The organism is Streptomyces sp. NPDC048182, from assembly GCF_043202555.1.
Lineage (GTDB): Bacteria > Actinomycetota > Actinomycetes > Streptomycetales > Streptomycetaceae > Streptomyces.
Genome location: NZ_JBIDAQ010000008.1, coordinates 240,979 through 260,395, shown reverse-complemented (window position 1 = coordinate 260,395; position 19,417 = coordinate 240,979). Strand labels below are relative to the sequence as shown.

Here is a 19,417-nt window from a genome sequence, read left to right as displayed (position 1 = left end):
CTGTGACAGGCGTTCGCCGCGGACGTTTCGCGGACGAGCCGATGAGCTGGTGATCCGATGAACGATCACGTAGGAACGGTGGCAGACGCGACGGCGCCGACGGCACTCGGCGCGCACGCGCCCTTGCCCAGGAGCGCACTGCCCGGCGTCAGCGGAGCCGGGCGGCCAGCAGGTTGGGGTCCTGGTCGGTGAAGTACGCGCCGCCGGCGACGAGGACGGTGCCCCCGCGCACCGCGAGCGAGGTCGGGTTCTGCAGGCCGTCGGCGCCGGTCAGCACGGTGCGGTGGGTGCCGTCCGGTCGCACCAGGGCGATCACGTTGGGCTCGTTGACCGCGGCGAGGAGGGTGTCGCCGCGGCCGGTGAAGGCGAAGTCGTCGATGCCGGCCAGGCCGGTGGCCCGGGTCTCGACGGGTCCCGCCGTGCCGCGCCGGGTGATCGGGACGCGCAGGACGGTCCCCCGGTCCAGGTTGGTGACCCAGGCCGCCCCGTGGTGGATCTTGACGCCGTTGGCCCCGAGGAAGCCGGCGGGGGCCAGCTCGGGGGTGGCGGCCCAGCGGGTGGGCGTGCCGCCGGTGACGGGCACCCGCCAGACGGTGCCGAGGACCGAGTCGGTGATGTACAGCTCCCGCTCCCCCGCGCCGAACGCCAGGCCGTTGGGCAGGCCGCCGGCCGGGAGGGCGGCGATGCGGTGCGGGGTGCCGCCCGGGCGCAGCCGCCACAGGCCGGTCAGGTCGCCGCTGCCGGTGGCGTAGAGGAAGTAGAGGGTGCCGTCGTGGGCGCGGACGATGCCGCCGAGGAAGGGCGAGGACAGCACGGGGGTGGCGGAGCCGGCCGGGGGCTCGGGCAGGGTGGCGAGCACGCGCACCGTGCCGTCGGGGGCGATCCGGGCGACCTGGCGGCTGAACGCGAAGGTGACGACCGTGCCGCCGCCGGGTTCGAGGGCGATGTTCTCCGGGCGCTGCCCGCCGGCGAGGTCCAGGTGGGCCACGAAGCGCACGTGCGGGCGGGGAGCGGCGTGCCCCGTGGTGGCGGACACCGCGGTGGCGGACGTCGGCGTGGCGGACGCCGTGGTGGCGGAGCCGGCCGAGACCGCGGCGAGGGCGGCCGCGACGGCGGCGGCGAGGAGGCCGGTGCGCCGGCGGGTCGGGAGGCTTCGGGTCGGGAAGGGCCGGGTCGCGGGCATGTCAGTCACCCGACCGGACGGAGCGGACGGCGCTCAGGATCAGGTCGCCGACGGCCTCCGGGTCGCTCACGGACACCGCGTGCGGCGCGCGGACGGTGACGGTCCGGGCGTGGGCCCGGGCGGCCATCCACCGCTCGGCGGCCGGCGGGATGTTGCGGTCCTCGGTGGCCACCAGGTACCAGCTGGGGATCTTCTTCCACGCGGCGGCGGTGGCCGGCTCCTGGAGCGCGGCCAGCGCGATGGGACGCTGGCCCGCCGCCATCACCTGTGCGGTCCGGGCGGGGACGCCGGCCGCGAACTGCTTGCGGAACAGCTCGCGCCTGATGACCAGTTCCTCGCCCTCGCCGCCGCCGGGCAGCGGGTAGTGCTGCGGCACGGTGGCCTCCCCGAGGGTGCTGCCGGGGAACTTGCCGGTGAGCTGGAGCGCGCTCTCGCCGACCTCCGGCACGAACGCGGCGATGAAGACGAGGGCCTTGACCCGGGAGGCGCCGGCCGCGGCCTGGCTGATGACGGCTCCGCCGTAGGAGTGACCGACCAGCACGAGCGGCCCGGGGATGCTGTCGATGACGCTGCGGATGTAGGCGGCGTCGCTCGCCAGGCCGCGCAGCGGGAGGGCGGGGGCGACGACGCGGTGGCCCTGCCGCAGCAGGCGCTCGATGACGGCGCTCCAACTGGAGGCGTCGGCGAAGGCGCCGTGGATCAGGACGACGGTGGGCTTCTCGGGGCCGGGGTGCGGTCCGCCCCGGTGGCGTCCGGCGGCCGCGGCGGGCGTGCCGAGGGCGGCGCCCAGGGTGGCGACGCCGCCGACGAGGGAGGCGGTGACGGTGCGGCGGGAGATGGGTGGGTTCACTGCGGGCTCCTGGGGAGGGACGAGGGCGGCCGCCCGGTGGCGGCCGCGGACACGGGTGGGCCGGCTCAGCCGCGGGTGGCGCGGACGGCCTTCTCGATCAGTTCGGCGACGCGCTCGGGGTGGGAGAGCATCACCAGGTGGGAGGAGTCGACCTCCACGGTGGTCATGCCGGCCCGCCGGTAGCCGTAGCGCTCCACGTCGGGGTTGATGGTGTGGTCGGCCGCGGCGACCAGGCCCCAGGAGGGCTTGGTCTTCCAGGCGGCCCGCGGGGCCGCCTCGCTGAACGCCCGCGCGGCGAGCGGGCGCTGGGACACGGCGAGGACGGCGGCGAGCCGCGGCTCGACGTCGGCGGCGAAGATCGCGGGGAACGCGTCGGGGCGGACCGAGACGTCGGTGCCGGGCTCGTCCGAGCCCTCGACCGGGAAGGGCGTGTAGACGAGCGCGGCGGCGAGGTCGGAGTCCGGGAAGCGGCCCTGCAGCTCGCCGAGGCTCTCGCCCTCCTCCAGCGCGTAGCCGGCCAGGTAGACCAGCGCGGTCACGTTGTCCTCGGTGCCGGCGACGGTGATGACCGCGCCGCCGTAGGAGTGGCCCACCAGGACGACCGGGCCGGGGATCTGGCGGACGAGCGAGGCGACGTAGGCGGCGTCCCCGAGCAGGCTGCGGTTGGGGACGGCGGGGACGACGACGTCCAGGCCGCGGGCGATCAGCCGCGGGACGACCTCGGCGTAGCTGGAGGCGTCGGCGAACGCGCCGTGCACGAGGACGACGGTCGGCTTCTCGGCGTGAGACATGGGGCAACTCCCAGAGGGATGAGGGGTGTTCGAGTGCGGTGACTCGGGTGGGCGCCGGGCGGGTCGGCCGGCGGCACGGGAAGGACGCTAGAGGCCGCGGATCCCGGTGACTTGCCCGTCCGCGCCCTGGCCCTGTCCCGTCCGTGCCCGGTGCCGAGGGGGGTGCCCTGCCGGGCAATGCCCTGTGCGTCCGCCGACAAGACCGGCGGCCGACGGCTCCTAAGGTCCTGGACAGGCAGCACATCCCGTCCTCACCGATCCGAAAGGTGTCCCGCATGCCCTTGGAGGAGCAGGAGACAGTGACCCGTGCTCAAGGGAGCCCTCGCACGAGGACGCCGGCCCGGCCGCTGCTGCGGGTGTGGGCCTGGCAGGTGGACGCCGCGTGCCGCGGCATGGACAGCTCCGTCTTCTTCTCGCCGCCCGGCGAGCGGGGCCCGGCCCGCCGGCAGCGCGAGGAGCGGGCCCGGGCGATCTGCCGCGAGTGCCCGGTGAGCGGCCCCTGCGGCCGCTTCGCGCAGGTCTTCCAGCAGGACTACGGCGTCTGGGGCGGCCACACCGAGCGCGAGCGGCGGGAGTCCTGGGCCGGCGTCACCGGCCCGGGGTGACCGCCTTCCGACCCGGGGTGCGGGCGTCCCGGGCCGCCGTGTGTCTCACGCCGGCGGCGCGGTCCAGGCGGACCCGGCGGCCGACAGGCGGTGCACGGCCGCCGCCGTGGCCACCAGGAGCAGCAGCGCCGCGCCGAGCACGGCGAGCAGCGCGTCGTGGCGCAGCAGCAGCGCGCCCGCCAGGGCGCCGAGGAACATGGCGAGCACCGAGAGGACGCGCCGGCCCGGCCGGGGGGCCGCCCCGCCGGCCGGGGCGGAGTCGGCGGCCAGGCCCGTGAGGGTCAGGGTGAGGACCGTCGTCGTCAGGTCCGGGACGCCGAGCCGCCGGGCGACCGCGTTCTGCAGGCCCATGGCGATGCCCAGGAGCACGATCAGGACGTACCGCACCGGGCTCGTCACCTCGCCGTGCGTGAGGGCGACGGCGAGCACCGCCCCGGCGACCAGGACGGCCTGGAGGGCCGTGGCCGCGGTGAGCAGCCGTCCGCGGTGGGCCGGGAACCGGGTGCCGAAGCGCCCGCCCGCCACCGCGCCGACGAGGAACGACACCATCGACACCAGGGACGCGGGCGCGGACAGGCCCGGGGTGCCCGCCAGGGCGAAGGCGAGGAAGACCACGTTGCCCGTCATGTTGGCGACGAAGACCCGGCCGAGGGCGAGGTAGCTGACCGCGTCCACGAGGCCGGTCACCACGGTCAGCACCAACAGGAGCGGCGGCAGGGGACCGTGGCGGTCGCCCCGGGGCGGTACGAGGGTGTGCGCCGCGTCCGCGAGCAGCTTACGCATGGGTGGTCCCCTCCATGGCGCGTGCGGCCGGGCGGCGCAGGATCGCGCGTGCGGCCAGTCCGCCGGCCGGGCCGATCACGATCGCCGCGACACCGGCCCCGAGCGGCCAGGCCGGCAACCCGAGGGCGTGGTCGAGCGAGAAGCGGCCGGGCCCGGTGAGGGCCAGGGCGCCCGCGACGGCCACGAGGACCAGCGGGTACTCGTAGCCGTCGTTCTGGACCCACAGCCCCTTGGGCCGCTTGACGGTGCCGGCCACCGTCATCACCCCCATGGCGGCCGTCGAGGCCGCGGGGGTGAGGAGACCGGCCGCCAGGAAAAGGCCCGCGCCGATCTGGCTGCCGCCGGCGGTGAGCGCGGTGACCACACCACCGCGGAAGCCGTCGCGGCGGAACTCCTCGGTGCCGCCGGCCAGTCCGGCGCCGCCCAGGAGGAAACTGACCTTCTGCACTCCGTGCCCGGCGATGAGGAGTCCCACCACCAGCCGGAGCACCAGCAGTCCACTGTCCATCGGATACCGCCTGTTCCTGACGTCCTGACGTCCTGTGCGATCGGGGGGTTCGGGTCAGCCGGCGGCGTGGCCGCCGATGACGGCCTGCGCGTACACGACGCCCAGCCCGTAGGCGCCGCCGTGTTCCTTCACCACGTCCATGACGGGCAGGTAGGTCTCCGCGCGTGCCCAGTCACGCTGCAACTCGAGCAGCACCTGCACCCAGGTCACCGGCACCACGCCGGCCTGGGTCATCCGCTGGACGGCGTGCTCGTGGGCCTGGGGGCTGACGCCGCCGGACGCGTCGGTGACGGCGTAGACCTCGTAGCCCTGCGCGAGCGCGGAGAGCGCCGGCAGGACGACGCAGACCTCGGTCCACAGCCCGGCGATGACGAGCTTGCGGCGCCCGGTCGCCTTGACCGCCTCGACGAAGGCGGTGTCCTCCCAGGCGTTCATGGTGGTCCGGTCGATGACCTCGTGTTCGGGGAAGACGCCGGCCAGCTGGGGCATGAGGGGGCCGGAGAACGACTCGGCGGCCACGGTGCTGAGGACCACCGGGACGTCGAAGGCCCTGGCGGCCTTGGCGAGGCCGACGGTCGCGTTGATGATGGCGGTGCGGTCGCCGCTGCCGGTGCCGAAGAACATCTGCGGCTGGTGGTCCACGAAGAGGACCGCGCAGTTGTCGGGGGTGAGCAGGTCGGGGCCGGGAGCGGCGGTGACCTCGGTGATGTCGATCATGGGTATGCCCTTTCGTCGGGGTGGAGCAGGTGGGAGATCGGCCGGATGCGGCCGGGTCGGTGGAAGAACGGGGTCGGTCGGTGGGAGAACCGGGTCAGTGGGTGAAGCAGGGGTCGAGCGCCGGGCCGGCGGTCTCGGGGACCTGCCCGCGGCGGGCCCGCCACTGGCGGTGCAGCTCCGACTCCGCGGCGGCCTGCCCGAGCAGTTCGGCCTGCCGGGCGCCCGAGCGGGCCGCGACCGGCGTCGCCCGGTAGCCGCCGAAGCGCGCCACCGGGCTCCAGTCGGGCGTGAGCGCCGGCAGCGGCTCGTCGATGCCCTCGTACTCGCCGGCGGCGTGGACGACGCGGCCACCCACCACCGTGAGAAGCGACTCGATGTGCGGGATCTCGGCGTCGGGGACGGCGAAGAAGTCCTCCGACAGCACGGCGAGGTCACCGTAGCTGCCGGGGCGCAGGACGCCCTTGACGTCCTGCTCGCCGGTGAGCGCGGCGCCGGCCGTGGTGAACATGGCGAGCGCGGTCTCCCGGTCGACGCGGTTGTGCGGCGGGCGCAGGGTGAGGTCGCCGACGGTGCGGCCGGTGACCAGCCAGTGCAGCGCGATCCAGGGGTTGTACGAGGAGACCCGGGTGGCGTCGGTGCCGGCCCCGACGGTGAGGCCCCGGTCCAGCATGGCGCGGATCGGCGGCGCGTCGGCGGCGGCGCCCGGGCCGTAGCGGCGCAGGAACGCCTCGCCCTGGAAGGAGAGCCGGTTCTGCACGGACATGGCCCCGCCGAGCGCGGCGACCCGGTCGAGGCTGTCGGCGGAGGCGGTCTCCGCGTGGTCGAACAGCCACCGGTTGCCGCCGGGGAAGAGTCCCTCCGCGGCGAGCTTCTCGAAGACGGCCAGGTCGCGGCGGATGGTCTCGTCGTAGGTGGCGTGCAGGCGGAAGCCCCAGCCGTTCTCCATGAGCAGGCGCACGGCCTTCTCGAACTCCACCTCGTAGTCGGCCGCGTGCTGCGGGCGCGGCTGGGCGAAGTTCTCGAAGTCGGCGGCCGCCCAGGTCAGGTTCTCGCCGGCGCCGTTCAGGCGCAGCCATTCGTCGCCGTCCTCGGGGCGGACCGTGCGGGTCCAGCGGGTGAGGTCGTCCAGCTCCTGGCCTGCCGTCTGCGGGAAGAGGTGGTAGGCGATGCGCAGGGAGAGTTCGCCCTCCCTGGCCAGTTCGGCGACCGTCTCGTAGTTCTCGGGGAAGCTCTGGAACCCGCCCGCCGCGTCGATCGCCGAGGTCAGCCCGAAGCGGTTCAGCTCGCGCAGGAAGTGTCGAGTGGACGTCTTGCGGTGCTCCGCGTCCAGCACCGGGGCCTTGGCCAGCGTCGAGTACAGGACCAGGGCGCTGGGGGCCGCCAGCAGGACGCCGGTGGGCTCTCCGCCGCGTCCGCGGACGATCTGGCCGCCGCGGGGCTCGGGGGCGTCCTTGTCGTAGCCCACCGCCTTGAGCGCCGCCCGGTTGAGGACGGCGGACTGGTAGAGGTGCAGCACGAAGACCGGGGTGTCCGGTGCGGCGGCGTTGAGTTCGGCGACGGTGGGCAGCCGGCGTTCGGCGAACTGCTCGGCCGACCAGCCGCCGACCACCCGCACCCACTGGCCCGCGGGGGTGCGGGCGGCCTGTTCGCGCAGCATGGCGAGGCCCTCGCGCAGGGTGCGGACGCCGTCCCAGCGCAGCTCCAGGACGTAGTTGAGCCCGCCGCGGATCACGTGCAGGTGGGCGTCGTTGAGGCCGGGGACCGCCCGGCGGCCGAGGGCGTCGACCACCCGCGTGGCCGGGCCGATCCGGTCGGCCATGTCCCGGTCGTCGCCGACGGCCGTGATGACGCCGGCGCGGACGGCGAGCGCCTCGGCGCGGGGACGGCGGGGATCGCCCGTGTGGATCTTGGCGTTGCGGACGACGAGGTCCGCCGCGTCGTCGGTGGCACGGGGCACCAGACCACCGACCGGCATCGTGGACACCTGCGACAACCTCCCGGGGGCGTGCAGCGCGGGGGTTCCGGCTGCTTCGCCCTCACGCTAGGGAGTGCGCGGCGGCCCGGTCAGTGATCAGTGCACCGGACGTTGTCCGGCAGTGCACCGCGGACGCGCGGCGGGGTCGCGCCACTCGGCGGGCGACATCCCGTACACGGCCCGGAAGGCCCGGCTGAAGTGCGAGGCGCTGGTGAAGCCCCACTGGCGGGCCACCCCGGCGATGGAGCGGGTGGTGGCGTCGCGCCGGGCGAGTTCGCCGCGGCACCTGCGCAGCCGGCACCGCTGGACGAACTGGCCGACGGTGGTGCCGTCGGCCTGGAAGAGCTTGTGGAGGTAGCGGACGGAGATCTGGTTGGCGCGGGCCACGGCCTCCGGGGTGAGGTCCGGGTCGCCGAGGTGGTCCTCGATGTACTCCTGGATCTCCAGCAGGCGGGCGAGGCCCGGCGTGCCGGGCGCCGCCCGGCTCAGCAGGTCCTCCGCCAGCAGGGTGAGGAGTTCGACGGCGCTGCCGGCCAGGGCCGCGCCGGTCCCCGGCGAGCAGCCCGCCGCCGTGTCCGGGAGCCTGTTCAGGAAGGACGACACCAGCGAGCCCAGGGGGGTCTCGGGGCCGATCGGCGTCGCCAAGAGGGCCCGCCCCTGCTCCTCCCGCAGCCCGAGGATGCCGCGCGGCAGCGCGAGCCACCGGGCGCGGAAGGGCTCGGGGTAGGCGTGTACCAGGGGGCGGGCCGGGTCCAGGAAGACCAGCTCCCCCGGCCGCAGGCGGGCGGTGCGGCCGTCCTGCTCGACCGTGGCGGCGCCGCTGACCAGGAGCTGGACGAGCAGGAGGGCGCCCTCGTCCCCGTCCACCGCGAGTTCGTGCGGGCCGGTGGTGTCGCCCTCGACCGTGGTGAGCCGCAGGTGGCCGAGCCGGAGCGTCCGGGTGGTGCTCGACATGGTGGATGTCCCCCTCGTCCTCGTGCTCATCGTCCGCGTTCCGCGCGCACGGCCGGCGGCCGCGTCCTGTCCCTTTGACCGCCTCCCACGCCGACTGGCCTGTGCGCGCACCGTGCGGAGCACGGCAGCGCACCGGTCGCCGGTGTCCCCTCGCAACGGCGGGCGCGAGGTGCGAGAAAGCGTAGGTGCTTGTGTGAGCGCATCGATGACGTCCTCTCAAGAAGGTGTGCATGTCTGGAACCTCGCACGGAGTGCCCGGCCGGCTGGTGGTGCTGCTGGCCGTCGCCTGCGGTATGACCGTCGCGAACCTGTACTACGCCCAGCCCCTGCTCTCCGAGCTGAGCCGGACGTTCGGCATCGGCACGGCCACGGCCGGCCTGCTGGTGACGCTGACCCAGGTCGGCTACGTGCTCGGCATGGTCTTCCTCGTGCCGCTCGGCGACCGGCTGGAGAAGCGCACCCTGGTCACCGTCCTGCTCACCGTGACGACCGCCGCCCTGCTGGCGGCCGGCCTGGCCACCGGCTTCCCCATGCTGCTCGTCGCCTCGCTGGTCAGCGGGGCCACCTCGGTCGTCGCGCAGATCCTGGTGCCCTTCGCGGCGAGCCTGGCCCCGGACGAGACGCGCGGCCGCGTGGTCGGCAGGGTCATGAGCGGGCTGCTCACCGGCATCCTGCTGTCCCGGACCCTGAGCAGCCTGGTCTCCGACGTCGCCGGCTGGCGCGCGGTCTTCCTCGGCTCCGCCGTCCTCATGGCGCTGCTGGCGGTGGCGCTGCGGCTGGCCCTGCCCCCACACGCCCCGACGACCGCGGTCGCCTACCACCACGTGCTGCGCTCCACGGTGCGGCTGGTGCGCACGCATCCCCCGCTGGTGCGCCGCGGGCTCTACCAGGCGGCGATGTTCGGCGCGTTCAGCGCCTTCTGGACCACCGTCTCCTTCGTGCTGACGGGTCCCGGATTCCGCTACTCGCCCACCGGGGTCGGCGTGTTCGCGCTGGTCGGCGCGGCGGGCGCGGCCATCGCCCCGCTCGCCGGGCGCTGGGCCGACCGCGGCCTGGTGCGCCCGGTGACCGGGGCCGCCCTCGCCGGCGCGGCGCTGGCCTTCGTGGTCGCGGCGGCCGGCCGCCACAGCGTCGTGCTGCTCGCCCTGGCGGCCGTCCTGCTCGACATGGCCGTGCAGACCACGCTCATCCTCGGTCAGCACGTCGTGTACCAGCTCGACCCGGCGGCCCGGGCCCGCCTCAACAGCGGCTTCATCGCCCTGTTCTTCGTGGGCGGCGCGGCCGGTTCCCAGCTCGGCTCGCTGGTGTACGACGCCGCGGGCTGGACCGGGCTGAGCGCGCTGGGGGCCGCGCTGCCCCTGCTGGCCCTCGGGTACTGGGTCACCGAGCGCCGGCCGAGGCCGCCTGCCACTCCCGCGGGGTGACACCGTAGGCGTGCCGGAAGACGCGGCTGAAGTGCGAGGAGCTGGCGAAGCCCCACTGGTGGGCCACCGTCGCGACACTCGGTGCGCGGGGCGTGGTGCGCGCCAGCTCCGCCCGGCAGCGCTCCAGGCGCCGCTGCTGGATCCAGCGGGCCAGGGTGACGCCCTCCGCCTCGAAGAGCTTGTGCAGATACCGGACCGACACGTGGTGGGCGGCGGCGATGGCCGCGGGGGTGAGGTCCGGGTCGGCCAGGTGGCGCAGCGCGTGGTCCTTGACGCGGGCGAGCATGGCGTGGGTCGCCTCGGGCGGGTGGGGGCTGTGCCGGCCGTGCCGCTCCTGGATCAGGCAGGCCAGCAGGTCGCAGGTGAGCGCGGCGAGTCTTCGGCCCTGGGCGGGGGTCACCGACCCGCCGGCCCGGTCGAGGCGCTCCAAATGCCCGGCGAGCAGCGCGGAGGTGGCCTCGTCCCGGCCGAAGGGCGTCGCGGTGACCCCGCTCAGCTCGGTGTCGCTCACCGGGAGGACGGACCGGGGGAAGTGGAAGGAGGTGAAGCGGAACGCCTGCCGCAGCGTCTTGCTGAAGGGCCGTCTGGAGTCCGAGAGCGAGAACTGCCCGGCGCGCACCACTGCCTCCCGGCCGTCCTGCGAGCGCTCGGCGGTGCCTCGGTGCAGGAGCGTGAGGATGAGGTACTCCTTGCCGTCCCGGGCGATCATCCGGGGGCTCCGGGCGACCGACTGCGGCCCGGCGGTGACCGTGGAGACCTGCATGAACCCCCAGCGGCTGCTGGTGATCGTCGCCGCGGCGGGGGACTCCTCGTGCAGGGCGACCTCCAGCGGGACGAACGTCCGGGACACGGCGTCGTGCCAGTAGGCGGCCCGGTCCGGCGCGGACAGGGGATCGGTGGACAGGACAAGGGACATGGTGACTCCTCCGCCGGCTGGTTGACCTGAGGGTGGTCGGCGACAGGTCCAGCACATCGCAACCGCGAGTGAACCACCAGGAAGAAGTTGAGGAAGAAACGGCCCGGACCCGGACGCGCGCGTGGCCGCGGCCGGGGTCTCCGGTCGCGGCCACGCGGGCGGTGCCGTGGGTCTCAGGCGGCGTGCAGCGCCGCCCGCAGCACCGCGGCGGCCTGGGTGATGGCGGCCTCGGCGGCGTGGGTCTCGCGCAGGGCGTTGAGCATGACGAAGTCGTGGATGACGCCCTGGTAGCGCACCGCGGTGACGGCGACGCCGGCCTCACGGAGCTTGCCCGCGTAGGCCTCGCCCTCGTCGCGCAGGACGTCGGCCTCGGCGGTCACGACCAGCGCCGGCGGGAGGCCGGTGAGCTGCTCGGTGCTCGCCCGCAGCGGGGAGGCGGTGATCCGGGCGCGCTCGGACTCGTCGGTGGTGTACTGGTCCCAGAACCACCGCATGGCGTCGCGGCGCAGGAAGTAGCCCTCGGCGAACTGGCGGTAGGAGCCGGTGTCGAAGCTCGCGTCGGTGACGGGGTAGAACAGCACCTGCTGTACCAGCGGGACGCCGCCGCGCTCCTTCGCCAGCAGGGTCAGGGCCGCGGCCATGTTGCCGCCCACCGAGTCGCCGGCGACGGCGAGGCGGGCGCCCTCCAGGCCCTTGTCGGCGCCCTGTTCGACGACCCAACGGGCCACGGTCCAGCTCTGTTCGAGGGCGACGGGGTAGCGGGCCTCGGGCGAGAGGTCGTACTCGGGGAAGACCACCGCGGCCCCGGCGCCGACGGCCAGCTCGCGGACCAGCCGGTCGTGGGTGTGGGCGTTGCCGAACACCCAGCCGGCGCCGTGGATGTAGAGGATCACCGGCAGGGCGCCGGCGGACCCGGCGGGCCGGACGAGACGGGCGCGGACGCTGCCCGTCGGGCCGCCGGACACGGTGATCCACTCCTCGTCGACGGCCGGCAGGTCGACCGGCCCCGCCTGCACCTCGTCCACCGCCTTGCGGCCCTCCGCGGGGGTCAGGTCGTAGAGGTAGGGCGGATTGGCCGTCGCCTCGGCGAAGGCCGCCGCCGCGGGCTCGAGGACCGGCCGGACGGGCTCGGCAACTTCGGACATGAGGGTCTCCCAGGTGGTCGCGGTGCGGTGCCGGTCCCTTCCGGCACCGCTGTGCGCCACGCTAGGAGCCGCGAAGCGGCGCGCGTCGTCCGCCAGTGCACCACCGCTGCTCCGGCAGCGCCCGCGCGGCGGCGGGCGCGGGCAGTGCGCCGAGGGTCATCGCCCGGTACGCGCAGGGGCGCGGCTGCTCGGACCGCGGGCCCTACCGTCACCGGGAGCACCGCACCACCCCGTTCACCCCATCCCAGGAGGCGACATGACCACCAGGACCGTCCAGGAGTTCGGCACCGTCAAGCAGTTCCCGCTGGGGCTCTCGCACGATGCCCGCATGTACGCCTGCCAGCGGCTGAACCGGATCCTGGCGGACACCCAGATCCTCTACGGCCTCTACAAGAAGCACCACTGGCTGCTGCGCGGCGCGACCTTCTACCAGCTGCACCTGCTCCTCGACAAGCACGCCGGCGAGCAGCTGGTCCTCGTGGACACCCTCGCCGAGCGGGTCCAGACGCTGGGCGGCGTGGCAGTGGGAGACCCCCGGCACGTCGCGGAGATCACCTCGATCCCGCGCCCGCCGGACGGCGTGGAGGAGGTCCCCGCCATGCTCTCCCGGCTGCTCAAGGCGCACGAGACGATCCTCACCGCGGCGCACGACGCGGCCGCCCGGACCGCGGAGCTGGGTGACGACGGCACCAACGACCTGCTGGTGTCGCAGGTGATCCGCACCGGCGAGCTGCAGGCGTGGTTCGTGGCCGAGCACCTGGTGGACACCCCGCTGGTGCGGGCCTGACCGCCGCGCCGCTTGACCCTGCCGTTGGCGGCAGGGTCGCAGGATCGGCGCATGGACACCAGCAGCGCGCCGCACAGCGGCCGGATCGTCGTGGTCACCGGGGCCGGCACCGGGATCGGCCGGGCCACCGCACGGGCCTTCGCCGCGGAAGGGGCCTCGGTGCTCGCCGTCGGCCGCCGGGAGGGGAAGCTCCGGGAGACCGCCGACGGCCACCCGGGCATCACCCCGCTGGCCGCCGACCTCACCGCCGAGGGGGAGCCCGAGCGGATCGTGCGCGCCGCGCGGGAGCGGTACGGGCGCCTGGACGTGCTGGTCAACAACGCGGGCATCGTGCGTGGCGGCCGGCTCGACACCCTCGACCCCGAGGCGCTCGCCCCGCTGCTCGCCACCAACCTGATCGCCCCCGTGCTGCTGACGCAGGCCGCGCTGCCCCTGCTGGCCGAGGGCGGCGGGGTGGTCGTCAACGTGAGCACCGCGGTGGGGCAGCGCGGCTGGCCCGGCAGCGCCGTCTACGCGGCGGGCAAGGCCGCGCTGGAGACGCTGACCCGGAGCTGGGCGGTCGAACTGGCGCCGCGCGGGGTGCGCGTGGTGGCCGTCGCGCCGGGCGCGATCGACACGCCGATCGGGGAGCACCAGGGCCTCACCCCGGAGCGCCGGGCGGCCGTGCGGGAGTGGCAGCTGGCGCACACCCCGCTCGGGCGGATCGGCCGACCCGAGGAGGTGGCCTGGGCGATCACCGGGCTCGCGGCGCCGGGCGCGTCGTTCGTCACCGGCGTCGTGCTTCCGGTGGACGGCGGCGCGGTGGTGGCGTGACAGGATCGGCGCCGGAGGTGGGGCCGGTGCGGATCGGCGAGCTGGCGGGGGCGACCGGGACGACGCCGCGAGCGCTGCGCCACTACGAGCAGGCGGGGCTGATCGCCGCCGAGCGGGCGGGCAACGGCTACCGGGTCTACGGCGAGGGTGCCGTGACCCGGGTCCGCAACATCCGCCGGCTGCTCGCGGCCGGTCTCACCCTGGAGGACGTGCGGGTGTTCCTGCCCTGCCTGGACGGTGACGTGGCCGCGGGGCCGCCGTCCGAACGGGGGCTGCGGGTCGCGCGGGAGCGGCTGGCGGTCCTCGAGGAGCGCGTGGCCGCCCAGACCGAGGCCCGCGACCGGCTGGCGGCGGCCCTGCGGGAGGGCACCGGCGGGGTCTCGAAGGCCGTCTAGCGGCCCAGGGCCTTGGCCAGTTCGTCCTTGGTCATCTTGGAGCGGCCGTCGATGCCGCGCTGCTTGGCCTCGTTGTAGAGCTGGTCGCGCGTGGGGCCCTTGGGACCGGTGCGGTTGCCCGAGCGCTGGCCGCCGCGCTGGTACGCCGACTTCGGGTCCTGCGTGGAGGACTTGCTGGCGGTGCGGGACTCCCCGGCGCGGGCGCGCTGCTTGTTGACGGTGCGCGCGGCGATCTCCTCGGCCCGCTTCTCGCCGGCGCCGCGCTCCTTGCTGCTCTCCTTGATCTTCTCGTACTGACGCTCACGCTTGGGGCTGGAACCGGCGGGCATGGCTCGTCCTCTCCTCGTCGCTCGAAGGCCCTCGAAGACCCTCGTCGCTCAAAGACGGGGACGACGGGTGCCCGGTCCGCCGGGGTCCATGCCCGCCGCGCCGCACCGGCTCGGTCAGCGGTCGCCCGCCAGGTCGGCCTCGTCGCGCAGCGGCTCGGCGGGGGCGGCCACCGGCCGGGGCCGGCGCCAGGGGGTCGGGCCCGGCCGGGACACGGTCCGCCACCAGGGGTCGGTGGGCAGTTCGCCGGCGGGTTCGAAGGGCGCGCCGGGCCGGGGGGTCGCCACGGCCTGGCCCGCCTCCTCGCCGGCGTCCCGGGTCCACTCCCCCGGCTCGGCCCAGGGGTGCGGGGCCAGGTTGAAGGTGCCCCAGTGGATCGGCAGCAGGGCCCCGGCGGGCCGGCCGCCCTGGAGGTCGAGGTGGGCCCGTACGCCCTCCTCGGGCGTCATGTGGATGTCCGGCCAGAACTCCGAGTAGGCCCCGATCTGGATCATCGTCGCGTCGAACGGGCCGTGCGCGGCGCTGATGTCCCGGAAGCCGTCGAAGTAGCCGGTGTCGCCGCTGTGGAAGACGCGGTGCCGCTCGCCGGCGACGACCCACGAGGCCCACAGGGTGTGCTGGGTGTTGCGCAGGCCGCGCCCGCAGAAGTGGCGGGCCGGGGTGGCGGTCAGGGTGAGGCCGCCGACGCGTGTCGACTCGTGCCAGTCCAGCTCGCGCAGCCGCCCGGCGGACACGCCCCAGCGCTCCAGGTGGGCGCCGACGCCCAGCGGCACGGCGAACAGGGTGTCGGTGCCGGCCAGCGCCTTGATGGTGGGCAGGTCCAGGTGGTCGTAGTGGTCGTGCGAGATGACGACGACGTCGACCGGGCCGAGGGCGGCCAGCGGCACGGGGGCCGGGTGCAGCCGCTTCGGGCCGGCGAACGGGAAGGGGGAGCAGCGCTCGCCCCAGACCGGGTCGAAGAGCACCCGCTGCCCGTCGATCTCGGCGAGCACGCTGGAGTGCCCCATCCAGGTGAGCCGCAGCCCGGTGGCCGGCGGGCGGGCTAGGTCGGCGAGGGTGGTGGCGTGCACCGGGACCGTGCCGGTCGGGGCGCGGTGGGAGCGCGCCTCCTTCTCGAAGTAGATCCTCGCGAACTCACGTGCCGAACCGGAGGGCCTGGTGCGGGCCTCGCCGCCGGGGTTCTGGAAGACACCGTCGCTGAAATGCGGCGACCTGCGGATCCGCGCCAGGCGCGCACCGCTCGGGTCCGCGCCGAAGGCCGCGGGGCGCAGTGCGCGGAGCCCGGGGTTCAGGGAACGGGGACCGGCCACGGTGCCTCCAGGTGCAGGGATGGAGCTTTCATTATGGTCGTCTCATGTGACGACGACGGCACCCGGTGCCGGGGTGCCGTCCGTGCAGGGTGGCCGCCCGCGAGCCGGCGCGCCCCGGTCACCGAGGCACCCGCCCCCTCCAACCCTCAGGCCACCGCCGTGATCCGCGTCCGGATGTCGGCCGGCGACAGCGTGCCCTTCGCCGTCACGTGGTCCCCCGACGACTGGCCCCGCAGCCGGCGCCCGATCCACGGCACCAGGTACTCCCGCGCCCACTGCACGTCGTCCCGCCGCACGTGCAGCGCGGCGCGCTGCGGCAGCGCCGGCCAGGGCTGGTCGGGGTCGGCCGGGACGGGCAGGCCGAGCACCTGGCCCGCGCGCAGCGCCACCCGGGTGTGGCCCTCGGCGGACAGGTGGAGCCGGTCCAGGTCCCAGGCCCTGCGGTCCTGGACGCCGCGCAGCGACCACAGGTCGAGCACCGGGCACCCGTAGCGGTCGGCGACGGCCCGCACATGTCCGTTGTAGGTGGCGATCTTGCCGCGCAGATGCTTCAGCACGGGCACGCCCCGAGTGTCGAACCCGGTCGTCACCAGCACCCGGCCGGCCGTCGCGGTCAGCGCCGCCACCGCCCGCTCGAAGCGCTCGGCGACCTCGTCCGGGTCGGTGCCGGGCCGGATGATGTCGTTGCCGCCGGCGCAGAAGGAGACCAGGTCCGGTGCGAGGGCGACGGCACGGGGCACCTGCTCGGCCACGACCTGGTCGAGGAGCCGGCCGCGCACCGCGAGGTTGGTGTAGGTGAAGTCGCCCTCGGGCCGCCGGTCGGCGAGCAGGACGGCGAACCGGTCCGCCCAGCCGACCGGCGACCCGTCGGGGCCCTGGTCGCCGACGCCTTCGGTGAAGCTGTCCCCCAGCGCCACGTACGACCCGATCACTGCTTCGCTGTCACTCTTCGAATCGTCTGCCACGTCGGCCCATGATTCACCTCGGAATGTGACCTACGCGACCGTAGGCGGGGCTTGACGAACGGTGAGAAAGGCCACGCCTAAAGTGTTGGCCAATTCAGGAATAACACCGAAGGCCGGACCCGGGGATCGTGGGTCCGGCCTTCGGTGGCGTGGCGGCGGCGTCAGAGAGAGACGCCGTGGGCGCGCAGGTAGGCGACCGGGTCGACGTCGGAGCCGTAGTCCGGCGTCGTGCGGATCTCGAAGTGCAGGTGCGGTCCGGTCACGTTGCCGGTGGCGCCGGAGAGGCCGACCTGCTGGCCCGCGGTCACGGCCTGGCCGGCCAAGACGGACAGCGCGGACAGGTGGGCGTACTGGGCGTAGTGGCCGTCGGCGAGCTTGATGACGACCTGGTTGCCGTACGCGCCGCCCCAGCCGGCGGAGACGACGGTGCCCGCGCCGACGGCCTTCAGGGAGGTACCGGTCGGGACGACGAAGTCGGTGCCGGTGTGGTAGCCGCTGGACCACATGCTGCCGGCCTGGTGGTACGGGGTGCCGATGGTGGCGCCGGCCACGGGGGCGGTGAAGCCGGTGGCGGCGGGCTCGGCCTTCGCTGCGGCCGGCTCGGCCTTGGCGGCGGGCTTCGCCGGCTTCGCGGCTGCGGGCTCGGCCTTGCCTGTGGCCTGCTCGCCGAGGGTGAGCTTCAGACCCGGGCGGATCAGCGACGGGTTGCCGCCGATGGCGTCGCGGTTGTTGTCGTACAGCTTCTTCCAGCCGCCGGACACGTGCTGCGCACGGGCGATCCCGGACAGGGAGTCGCCGCTCTTCACCGTGTAGGTGTGCGCCGTGGCGGCCTTGGCGGGAGCGGGGGCCGCGTGCGCGCCGGCGGCGCCCATCAGCGGGAGCGCGATCGCGGCGCTGCCGGTTCCGGCGACGGCGGCGATGGTGCGGGTGAGGCGGTTGGCCTTGGGACGGCGGTGCTTACCCTTCGCGGGCATGACGAATTCCTCTCCGGCGCCTGCGAGGTGAGCTGTCGGGTGCGGACTGGAGATGCCCGGCCGCGCGGAATGCGCGGCTTTACCCCTAGCCGTTCCGGGAACCGGAACAGGCGGTCTTACCTGTGGGTCCCCCGCTCCTGCCATGGACGGGTGCTTGACGATTTCTGGCTCCGGGCGGCGGCAGGATTGGGCGTCCGTCCGGATCGGAGGTGAACGTAAGTGACGGGGACCCGAGCCGACAAGTGCCGTCTTGATCCTTTATCGGAATTCCTCGTCACCCTGCGTCGATTCGGAAAGCGGGATTTCCCGCAAAGGGCCATAGGAATTACCTGAATTACGTGAACATGACGAGGCACGCACCGTCACGGTTATGACGCTCCTCACGCACCGCCGCACGTCGGACGGGGGGTGTCGTATCGTCGAGCCGTGACTTCATCCAGCCGTAACGTGACCGAGCACGCCCCGTCGGCCGAGCCCGAGCTGACCGGCGTACGCAATTTCCGTGACGTCGGCGGGCTGCCGGCGGCCGACGGGCGCCGAGTGCGGCACGGCGTGCTGTTCCGCAGTGGTCACCTCGCGCACGCGACCGCCGAGGACGCGGCGTTCCTCGCCTCGCTGGACCTGCACACGGTCTTCGACTTCCGCAACGCCGCCGACCAGAAGCTGGAGGGCCCGGACGTCGAGCTGCCGGGCGTGCGGAACGTCAACCTGCCGCTGAGCGACCCGGCCGACGGCGCCGAGTTCTGGAAGATGGTCCGCGACGGCGACCTCGACCAGCTGCGCGCCATCCTCGCCGACGGCAAGGGCGCCGCCCGGATGACCGCCTCCTACCGCTCGATCATCAAGGACCGCACCGCCGAGCACTCCCGGGTGCTGCACGCCCTGGCCGAGGACAGCGTCCCCGCCCTGATGCACTGCGCGGCCGGCAAGGACCGCGCGGGCCTGTCGGTCGCCGTGACCCTGCTCGCCCTGGGCGTGGAGCGCGAGGCCATCGTCGAGGACTACCTGAAGTCCAACGCCACGCACCGCCGTTACAAGGTGCAGCGCGGCTCCTCCTCCGCCTCGGCCTGGTCGCCCGAGGTCATGGAGCTGCTCAACCCGCTCTTCGACGCCCGCGCCGAGTACCTGGCGGCGGCCTTCGAGACGGTCGAGGAGACGTGGGGCGACGTCGACACCTACCTGGAGCGCGGGCTCGGCCTCACCCCGGAGACCCGGGAGCGGCTGCGCTCCCGGATGCTGGCGGACTGAGCCGCCCGCCCGGCTACTTGGCGCCCACCTCGAACAGCAGGAAGAGGAAGGCGCCGAAGACGTGGCCCAGGGCGATGTAGATGAGCAGCCGGACCCACAGGGCCCGCGGGAACTTCTCCTGCATGTCTCTCATGGCGTCTCCCCCAGGCACAGCGCGGTGGTCGGGCTCTGCAGCAGCGTGTGGACGAACAGCAGGTCGCACCCGTCGGCGTCCAGCGCGGCGATCCGGTGCGGGGTGAGCGAGTCGAAGTGCGCGCTGTCGCCAGGACCGAGGCGGTGCACGCTGTCGCCGAGCGCCAGCCGGAGCCGGCCGCGCAGCACGTGCAGCCACTCCTCGCCGGGGTGCACCCGCACGATGTCGCCCTGGGAGCCCTGGGAGTCGTGCGGCACGTGGACCCGCAGCGCCTGCATGCCGCGCCCCGACCCGCCGGCCCGGCGGTACGTCCAGCCGCCGGCGACCGTCGGCTCCATGTCGGCGCCGCGCACCACGGCCTCCCGCTCGGGAGCCGTCTCGCCGAGCAGGTCGGAGACGGTGGTGCCGTAGACGCGGGCGAGGGCGAGCAGCATCGGCAGCGAGGGCTGGCGCTGCCCGGTCTCCAGGCGGGAGAGGTGGGCCGGCGACAGCCCGGCGGCGCGGGCCGCGGCCTCCAGGGTGAGGGCGGCCCGGCGCCGCAGGGCGCGCAGCTGCGGCGCCATGACGGACTCGATGGAAGTCATGCCTCCATTGCAGCCCGGGCTTGCCTTTTG

22 protein-coding genes and 1 riboswitch are annotated in these 19,417 nt (G+C 74.6%); of the genes, 6 read left to right on the top strand and 16 right to left on the bottom strand.

Annotation, left to right across the window (positions count from 1 at the left end):
• Positions 1 to 148: 148 nt before the first annotated feature.
• The 3 genes from ACGFZL_RS18505 to ACGFZL_RS18495 all read right to left on the bottom strand — a co-directional run bounded on the left by ACGFZL_RS18505 (position 149) and on the right by ACGFZL_RS18495 (position 2,824).
• A complete protein-coding gene (locus ACGFZL_RS18505) occupies positions 149 to 1,183 on the bottom strand; it encodes an SMP-30/gluconolactonase/LRE family protein (protein WP_393692890.1) in 1,035 nt (344 codons plus the stop codon).
• 1 nt (position 1,184) lies between these two features.
• The gene (locus ACGFZL_RS18500) at positions 1,185 to 2,033 is read right to left on the bottom strand and encodes an alpha/beta fold hydrolase (protein ID WP_393692887.1); all 849 of its coding nucleotides are present in this window, start codon (positions 2,031 to 2,033) and stop codon (positions 1,185 to 1,187) included.
• Positions 2,034 to 2,098: 65 nt separating this feature from the next.
• Positions 2,099 to 2,824 (bottom strand): alpha/beta fold hydrolase, encoded by a 726-nt coding sequence (locus ACGFZL_RS18495; RefSeq protein ID WP_393692885.1) that lies wholly within the window; start codon positions 2,822 to 2,824, stop codon positions 2,099 to 2,101.
• Positions 2,825 to 3,099: 275 nt separating this feature from the next.
• On the opposite strand from ACGFZL_RS18495, the gene ACGFZL_RS18490 reads away from it, so the two are divergent.
• A complete protein-coding gene (locus ACGFZL_RS18490; RefSeq protein ID WP_393692883.1) occupies positions 3,100 to 3,429 on the top strand; it encodes a WhiB family transcriptional regulator in 330 nt (109 codons plus the stop codon).
• A 45-nt stretch (positions 3,430 to 3,474) separates the two neighbouring features.
• Here the strand turns inward: ACGFZL_RS18490 and ACGFZL_RS18485 are convergent, their stop codons facing one another.
• The 5 genes from ACGFZL_RS18485 to ACGFZL_RS18465 all read right to left on the bottom strand — a co-directional run bounded on the left by ACGFZL_RS18485 (position 3,475) and on the right by ACGFZL_RS18465 (position 8,396).
• A complete protein-coding gene (locus tag ACGFZL_RS18485) occupies positions 3,475 to 4,212 on the bottom strand; it encodes a YoaK family protein (protein ID WP_393692881.1) in 738 nt (245 codons plus the stop codon).
• Entirely contained in the window at positions 4,205 to 4,720 is a 516-nt protein-coding gene (locus tag ACGFZL_RS18480; protein ID WP_393692879.1) for a DoxX family protein, read from the bottom strand. Before ACGFZL_RS18480 ends, ACGFZL_RS18485 begins: the two co-directional genes overlap by 8 nt.
• Positions 4,721 to 4,774: 54 nt before the next feature.
• The gene (locus ACGFZL_RS18475; protein ID WP_393692877.1) at positions 4,775 to 5,437 is read right to left on the bottom strand and encodes a hydrolase; all 663 of its coding nucleotides are present in this window, start codon (positions 5,435 to 5,437) and stop codon (positions 4,775 to 4,777) included.
• 94 nt (positions 5,438 to 5,531) lie between these two features.
• Positions 5,532 to 7,412, bottom strand: a complete 1,881-nt coding sequence (locus ACGFZL_RS18470; protein WP_393692977.1) for an amidohydrolase — start codon at positions 7,410 to 7,412, stop codon at positions 5,532 to 5,534.
• 96 nt (positions 7,413 to 7,508) lie between these two features.
• Complete coding sequence (locus ACGFZL_RS18465; RefSeq protein ID WP_393692875.1) at positions 7,509 to 8,396, bottom strand: helix-turn-helix domain-containing protein; 888 nt, start codon at positions 8,394 to 8,396, stop codon at positions 7,509 to 7,511.
• Between the two features lie 200 nt (positions 8,397 to 8,596).
• On the opposite strand from ACGFZL_RS18465, the gene ACGFZL_RS18460 reads away from it, so the two are divergent.
• Positions 8,597 to 9,790, top strand: a complete 1,194-nt coding sequence (locus ACGFZL_RS18460; protein ID WP_393692874.1) for an MFS transporter — start codon at positions 8,597 to 8,599, stop codon at positions 9,788 to 9,790.
• Here the strand turns inward: ACGFZL_RS18460 and ACGFZL_RS18455 are convergent.
• The gene (locus ACGFZL_RS18455; RefSeq protein WP_393692872.1) at positions 9,747 to 10,706 is read right to left on the bottom strand and encodes a helix-turn-helix domain-containing protein; all 960 of its coding nucleotides are present in this window, start codon (positions 10,704 to 10,706) and stop codon (positions 9,747 to 9,749) included. The two genes, ACGFZL_RS18460 and ACGFZL_RS18455, sit on opposite strands and share 44 nt — an antisense overlap.
• A gap of 173 nt (positions 10,707 to 10,879) precedes the next feature.
• The gene (locus tag ACGFZL_RS18450; RefSeq protein ID WP_393692870.1) at positions 10,880 to 11,851 is read right to left on the bottom strand and encodes an alpha/beta hydrolase fold domain-containing protein; all 972 of its coding nucleotides are present in this window, start codon (positions 11,849 to 11,851) and stop codon (positions 10,880 to 10,882) included.
• Positions 11,852 to 12,107: 256 nt separating this feature from the next.
• Here ACGFZL_RS18450 and ACGFZL_RS18445 point away from each other — a divergent pair, with 256 nt between their 5' ends.
• From ACGFZL_RS18445 to ACGFZL_RS18435, 3 genes are read left to right on the top strand one after another with little or no spacing between them, the layout of a single operon-like run.
• Positions 12,108 to 12,638: a Dps family protein gene (locus ACGFZL_RS18445; protein WP_393692868.1), complete on the top strand. Its 531-nt coding sequence runs from the start codon at positions 12,108 to 12,110 to the stop codon at positions 12,636 to 12,638.
• Positions 12,639 to 12,689: 51 nt separating this feature from the next.
• Positions 12,690 to 13,451 carry an SDR family NAD(P)-dependent oxidoreductase gene (locus ACGFZL_RS18440; RefSeq protein WP_393692866.1) on the top strand — a complete coding sequence of 254 codons (762 nt, stop codon included), beginning with the start codon at positions 12,690 to 12,692 and terminating at the stop codon, positions 13,449 to 13,451.
• Positions 13,452 to 13,477: 26 nt separating this feature from the next.
• On the top strand, positions 13,478 to 13,846 hold the full coding sequence (locus ACGFZL_RS18435) for a MerR family transcriptional regulator (RefSeq protein WP_393692975.1): 369 nt from the start codon (positions 13,478 to 13,480) through the stop codon (positions 13,844 to 13,846).
• Here ACGFZL_RS18435 and ACGFZL_RS18430 read toward each other — a convergent pair.
• The 4 genes from ACGFZL_RS18430 to ACGFZL_RS18415 form a co-directional block, all read right to left on the bottom strand.
• A complete protein-coding gene (locus ACGFZL_RS18430) occupies positions 13,843 to 14,175 on the bottom strand; it encodes a plasmid stabilization protein (protein ID WP_355176176.1) in 333 nt (110 codons plus the stop codon). The genes ACGFZL_RS18435 and ACGFZL_RS18430 overlap by 4 nt on opposite strands.
• A 114-nt stretch (positions 14,176 to 14,289) precedes the next feature.
• Entirely contained in the window at positions 14,290 to 15,483 is a 1,194-nt protein-coding gene (locus tag ACGFZL_RS18425) for an MBL fold metallo-hydrolase (protein WP_393692864.1), read from the bottom strand.
• Between the two features lie 146 nt (positions 15,484 to 15,629).
• Complete coding sequence (locus ACGFZL_RS18420) at positions 15,630 to 16,415, bottom strand: SGNH/GDSL hydrolase family protein (RefSeq protein ID WP_393692973.1); 786 nt, start codon at positions 16,413 to 16,415, stop codon at positions 15,630 to 15,632.
• Positions 16,416 to 16,609: 194 nt separating this feature from the next.
• Complete coding sequence (locus ACGFZL_RS18415; RefSeq protein WP_393692862.1) at positions 16,610 to 17,422, bottom strand: peptidoglycan DD-metalloendopeptidase family protein; 813 nt, start codon at positions 17,420 to 17,422, stop codon at positions 16,610 to 16,612.
• 4 nt (positions 17,423 to 17,426) lie between these two features.
• Positions 17,427 to 17,585, bottom strand: a riboswitch (cyclic di-AMP (ydaO/yuaA leader).
• Between the two features lie 284 nt (positions 17,586 to 17,869).
• On the opposite strand from ACGFZL_RS18415, the gene ACGFZL_RS18410 reads away from it, so the two are divergent.
• A complete protein-coding gene (locus ACGFZL_RS18410; RefSeq protein ID WP_355176211.1) occupies positions 17,870 to 18,670 on the top strand; it encodes a tyrosine-protein phosphatase in 801 nt (266 codons plus the stop codon).
• A 13-nt stretch (positions 18,671 to 18,683) separates the two neighbouring features.
• Here the strand turns inward: ACGFZL_RS18410 and ACGFZL_RS18405 are convergent, their stop codons facing one another.
• Positions 18,684 to 18,803 (bottom strand): DUF6126 family protein, encoded by a 120-nt coding sequence (locus tag ACGFZL_RS18405; RefSeq protein ID WP_393692860.1) that lies wholly within the window; start codon positions 18,801 to 18,803, stop codon positions 18,684 to 18,686.
• Positions 18,800 to 19,387, bottom strand: a complete 588-nt coding sequence (locus ACGFZL_RS18400; protein WP_393692858.1) for a helix-turn-helix domain-containing protein — start codon at positions 19,385 to 19,387, stop codon at positions 18,800 to 18,802. The genes ACGFZL_RS18405 and ACGFZL_RS18400 overlap by 4 nt, the downstream gene beginning before the upstream one ends.
• Positions 19,388 to 19,417: the final 30 nt, after the last annotated feature.

Excerpts from the sequence above, each read along its gene's own strand:
- ACGFZL_RS18505 (WP_393692890.1), bottom strand. The coding sequence starts at position 1,183 with ATGCCCGCGACCCGGCCCTTCCCGACCCGAAGCCTCCCGACCCGCCGG.
- ACGFZL_RS18495 (WP_393692885.1), bottom strand. The coding sequence starts at position 2,824 with ATGTCTCACGCCGAGAAGCCGACCGTCGTCCTCGTGCACGGCGCGTTC.
- ACGFZL_RS18490 (WP_393692883.1), top strand. The coding sequence starts at position 3,100 with ATGCCCTTGGAGGAGCAGGAGACAGTGACCCGTGCTCAAGGGAGCCCT.
- ACGFZL_RS18485 (WP_393692881.1), bottom strand. The coding sequence starts at position 4,212 with ATGCGTAAGCTGCTCGCGGACGCGGCGCACACCCTCGTACCGCCCCGG.
- ACGFZL_RS18480 (WP_393692879.1), bottom strand. The coding sequence starts at position 4,720 with ATGGACAGTGGACTGCTGGTGCTCCGGCTGGTGGTGGGACTCCTCATC.
- ACGFZL_RS18475 (WP_393692877.1), bottom strand. The coding sequence starts at position 5,437 with ATGATCGACATCACCGAGGTCACCGCCGCTCCCGGCCCCGACCTGCTC.
- ACGFZL_RS18470 (WP_393692977.1), bottom strand. The coding sequence starts at position 7,412 with ATGCCGGTCGGTGGTCTGGTGCCCCGTGCCACCGACGACGCGGCGGAC.
- ACGFZL_RS18465 (WP_393692875.1), bottom strand. The coding sequence starts at position 8,396 with ATGAGCACGAGGACGAGGGGGACATCCACCATGTCGAGCACCACCCGG.
- ACGFZL_RS18460 (WP_393692874.1), top strand. The coding sequence starts at position 8,597 with ATGTCTGGAACCTCGCACGGAGTGCCCGGCCGGCTGGTGGTGCTGCTG.
- ACGFZL_RS18455 (WP_393692872.1), bottom strand. The coding sequence starts at position 10,706 with ATGTCCCTTGTCCTGTCCACCGATCCCCTGTCCGCGCCGGACCGGGCC.
- ACGFZL_RS18450 (WP_393692870.1), bottom strand. The coding sequence starts at position 11,851 with ATGTCCGAAGTTGCCGAGCCCGTCCGGCCGGTCCTCGAGCCCGCGGCG.
- ACGFZL_RS18445 (WP_393692868.1), top strand. The coding sequence starts at position 12,108 with ATGACCACCAGGACCGTCCAGGAGTTCGGCACCGTCAAGCAGTTCCCG.
- ACGFZL_RS18440 (WP_393692866.1), top strand. The coding sequence starts at position 12,690 with ATGGACACCAGCAGCGCGCCGCACAGCGGCCGGATCGTCGTGGTCACC.
- ACGFZL_RS18430 (WP_355176176.1), bottom strand. The coding sequence starts at position 14,175 with ATGCCCGCCGGTTCCAGCCCCAAGCGTGAGCGTCAGTACGAGAAGATC.
- ACGFZL_RS18415 (WP_393692862.1), bottom strand. The coding sequence starts at position 17,422 with ATGCCCGCGAAGGGTAAGCACCGCCGTCCCAAGGCCAACCGCCTCACC.
- ACGFZL_RS18405 (WP_393692860.1), bottom strand. The coding sequence starts at position 18,803 with ATGAGAGACATGCAGGAGAAGTTCCCGCGGGCCCTGTGGGTCCGGCTG.
- ACGFZL_RS18400 (WP_393692858.1), bottom strand. The coding sequence starts at position 19,387 with ATGACTTCCATCGAGTCCGTCATGGCGCCGCAGCTGCGCGCCCTGCGG.